We start from the raw sequence: 3,348 nt of genomic DNA, 5'->3' as shown, positions 1-3,348 counted from the left end.
CGTCGTGGCCGGCGTCGCGCAGCGCGACGGCCAGCGGCACCAGGGGAAAGACGTGCCCGACGAGCGGGGCGGAGACCACCAGCACGCGCATCTCGCGGATCCTATGTCGACACCGCCGGGCGCGGTGCCCCGTTGACCCCGCGCCGCCGCGCCGTCAGTCGCCGTCGCGCTGGTCGACGATGCGGCGCATCTTACCCATCGACCGTTCCACCGAGTCCGGGGCGAGCACCGCCACCGCGACGCTCACCCCGATGGTGTTCTTCACCAGCTCGACCAGCGCCGCGCCGGCCCGCTCGGCGGCGTCCACGGCCACCCCGACGCGCCGCTCCACCCGTACGGTCAGGGTGTCCAGCCGGCCGCGCCGGTCGAGGACGCACTGGAAGTGCGGCGACAGCTGCGGCGTGCGCAGGATCAGCTCCTCGATCTGCGTGGGGAAGACGTTCACCCCGCGAACGATCATCATGTCGTCCGTCCGGCCGGTGATCTTCTCGATCCGGCGCATCGGCCGCGCGGTGCCGGGGAGCAGCCGGGTGAGGTCCCGGGTGCGGTAGCGCACCACCGGCATCGCCTCCTTGGTCAGCGAGGTCAGCACCAGCTCGCCCCGCTCACCGTCGGGCAGCACTACCCCGGTGACCGGGTCGATGATCTCCGGGTAGAAGTGGTCCTCCCAGAGGTGCAGCCCGTCCTTGGTCTCGACGCACTCGGTGGCCACGCCGGGGCCCATCACCTCGGAGAGCCCGTAGATGTCGACCGCGTGGATGTCCAACCGCTGTTCCATCTCGCGGCGCATGTCCTCGGTCCACGGCTCCGCGCCGAAGATGCCGACCCGCAGCGAGGTGGTGCGGGGGTCGACGCCCTGGCGCTGCATCTCGTCGACGATGGCGAGCATGTAGCTGGGCGTGACCATGATGACCTCGGGTTCGAAGTCGCGGATCAGCAGCACCTGCCGTTCGGTCATGCCGCCGGAGACCGGGATGACCGTGCAGCCGAGTTCCTCGGCCCCGTAATGGGCGCCCAGACCGCCGGTGAAGAGCCCGTAGCCGTACGCGACGTGCACGCGGTCGCCGGGACGGCCGCCGGAGGCGCGGATGGACCGGGCCATCAGCCGGGCCCAGGTCCGCAGGTCGTCGCGGGTGTAGCCGACCACTGTGGGTCGACCGGTGGTGCCGGAGGAGGCGTGCAGTCGGGCGACCCGCTCCCGGGGTACGGCGAACATGCCGAACGGGTAGTTGTCACGCAGCTCCGCCTTGCCGGTGAACGGGAAGCGGGCCAGGTCGGCGAGGTCGCGGCAGTCGTCGGGGTGCACGCCGGCGGCGTCGAACGCCCGGCGGTAGTGCGGCACGTGGTCGTACGCGTGCCGCAACGACCAGCGCAGCCGTTCGCGTTGCAGGGAGCGCAGCTCGTCGATGTCGGCGCGCTCGATCGGCTCCAGCTCTTCGGGACGAGGGGTGCGGTCCTGCATCGCCTGCCTCCTTGCGCGACGGTCCCGGTGCGGGCTGCGGGTACCGTACGCCCGCCGTCGCCCGGGCCGGCGGGGCGGTCAGCGGGCGGCTGGCAGCCGGTGCAGGGCGTCGACCAGTGGCGCCAGCTCGGGGGTGGCCTCCGCCTCGGCGAGCGCGTCGGTGAGCACCCGGTCGTGGGTCGGTCGGGTCTGGGCGAGCAGCTCGGAGCCGGCCGGGGTCAGCTCGGTGTAGATGCCGCGCCGGTCGTCGGCGCAGAGGATCCGGGTGAGCAGCCCTCGCTGCTCCAGGCGGGTGACCAGCCGGGTGGTGGCGCTACCGGAGAGCGCGGCGGCGCGGGCGAGCTGGCTCATCCGCATGTGCCAGCCGTCCTGGCGGGAGAGCGCGTCGAGCACCGTGTATTCGACGACGGAGAGGTCGTGGCCGGCCTGCAGGGCCCGCTCCAGGGACGTCTCGATCAGCCCGTGCAGGGCGGCGAGGGTGCGCCAGCCCTGCGCGCGGATCTCGACCGCGTCGTCGGCGATGCCCATGGCGGCCTCCTCGGTGTGATCTGAAGGGGCCCCAGGCTACCACGCTTGCGCCGATATCAAGCGCGTGCAAGTATTTCTTTGCCGGCGCGTGTAATTGCACGCGCCGCATATCTGTTCCCCTCCCGATGGGAAGACGATGTCCGTACGCCACAAGTCCCTGCCGCCCGGCCTGATCGCGCTGGCCATCGGCGCCTTCGGCATCGGACTCACCGAGTTCGTGATCATGGGGCTGCTGCCCGAGGTGGCCGCGGACTTCGCGGTCACCGAGCCGGTGGCCGGCTGGTTGATCTCCGGCTACGCGCTCAGCGTGGCCGTCGGCGGGGTCGCCCTCACCGCGGCGGTCACCCGACTGCCCCGCAAACCGGTGCTGCTCGGCCTGATGGTGCTCTTCATCATCGGCAACCTGCTCTCCGCCGTCGCCGGCGACTACGCCGTGATGATGGCCGGTCGGATCGTCGCCGCGCTCTGCCACGGCGCGTTCTTCGGCATCGGCGCGGTGGTCGCCGCCGGCCTGGTCGCACCGGCCCGCCGGGCGGGCGCCATCGCCATGATGTTCGCCGGCCTGACCATCGCGAACGTGCTCGGCGTGCCCTTCGGCACCTTCCTCGGGCAGCACTTCGGCTGGCGGTCGACGTTCTGGGCGATCACCGCCATCGGGGTGGTCGCCCTGATCGGGCTGGCCCTGCTCATTCCCACCGGCGACACCGCGGACGCCGACCGCCCGGCGGGCGGGCTGCGCGGCGAGTTGCGGGCCTTCACCCACCCCCAGGTCTGGCTCTCCCTGGTGATCACCGTCCTGGGCTTCGGCGGGATGTTCGGCGCGTTCACCTACATCGCCTACACGCTCACCGAGGTCAGCGGCTTCGCCACCAGCACCGTGCCGTGGCTGCTCGTCCTCTTCGGAGTGGGGCTCTTCGCGGGCAACCTGCTCGGCGGCCGGGCGGCGGACAGGTCACTGTCACGCACCCTGGTCACCGTCCTGGCGGTGCTCACCGTGGTGCTCGTCGGCTTCGCGCTGACCGCAACCAACCCGGTGCTGACCATCGTCGCGCTGGTGCTGATGGGTGGGTTCGGCTTCGCCACCGTGCCGCCGCTGCAGATGCGGATCATGCGCTACGCCCACCAGGCGCCGACCCTGGCGTCCGGGGCGAACATCGCCGCGTTCAACCTCGGCAACGCGTTGGGCGCCTGGATCGGCGGGGTGACCATCGCCGCCGGACTCGGCTACACCTCGCCGATCTGGGCCGGCGCCGCGCTCACCCTGGCCGGCCTGGGCGTGCTCCTCGGGGCGCTGCGGCTGGCCCGTCGTAACGAGCCGACCCGGGCCGACGCGAGCCTGGTGGACACGACTGTCTGAC

The 3,348-nt window shown here is 72.0% G+C and carries 3 protein-coding genes; 1 reads left to right on the top strand and 2 read right to left on the bottom strand.

Features of this window, described 5'->3' with window-relative positions; translation table 11 throughout:
* Positions 1–154 precede the first annotated feature (154 nt).
* Positions 155–1,462 (bottom strand): phenylacetate--CoA ligase PaaK, encoded by a 1,308-nt coding sequence (gene paaK / locus AB0J68_RS29680; RefSeq protein WP_354862246.1) that lies wholly within the window; start codon positions 1,460–1,462, stop codon positions 155–157.
* A 78-nt stretch (positions 1,463–1,540) separates the two neighbouring features.
* Positions 1,541–1,990, bottom strand: coding sequence for a MarR family transcriptional regulator (locus AB0J68_RS29675; protein WP_238660760.1), 450 nt, complete (start codon positions 1,988–1,990; stop codon positions 1,541–1,543).
* 136 nt (positions 1,991–2,126) lie between these two features.
* Here AB0J68_RS29675 and AB0J68_RS29670 point away from each other — a divergent pair, with 136 nt between their 5' ends.
* Entirely contained in the window at positions 2,127–3,347 is a 1,221-nt protein-coding gene (locus AB0J68_RS29670) for an MFS transporter (protein ID WP_354862244.1), read from the top strand.
* Position 3,348: the final 1 nt, after the last annotated feature.

Origin of the sequence: Micromonospora sp. NPDC049580, from assembly GCF_040675595.1 — a bacterium.
Taxonomy (GTDB): Bacteria; Actinomycetota; Actinomycetes; order Mycobacteriales; family Micromonosporaceae; genus Micromonospora.
The sequence above is the reverse complement of the archived record's forward strand: the minus strand, read 5'-3'. Positions and strand labels throughout refer to the sequence as shown.

Coding starts and splice junctions, on each gene's coding strand:
- AB0J68_RS29675 (WP_238660760.1), bottom strand. CDS start 1,990: ATGGGCATCGCCGACGACGCGGTCGAGATCCGCGCGCAGGGCTGGCGC.
- paaK (WP_354862246.1), bottom strand. CDS start 1,462: ATGCAGGACCGCACCCCTCGTCCCGAAGAGCTGGAGCCGATCGAGCGC.
- AB0J68_RS29670 (WP_354862244.1), top strand. CDS start 2,127: ATGTCCGTACGCCACAAGTCCCTGCCGCCCGGCCTGATCGCGCTGGCC.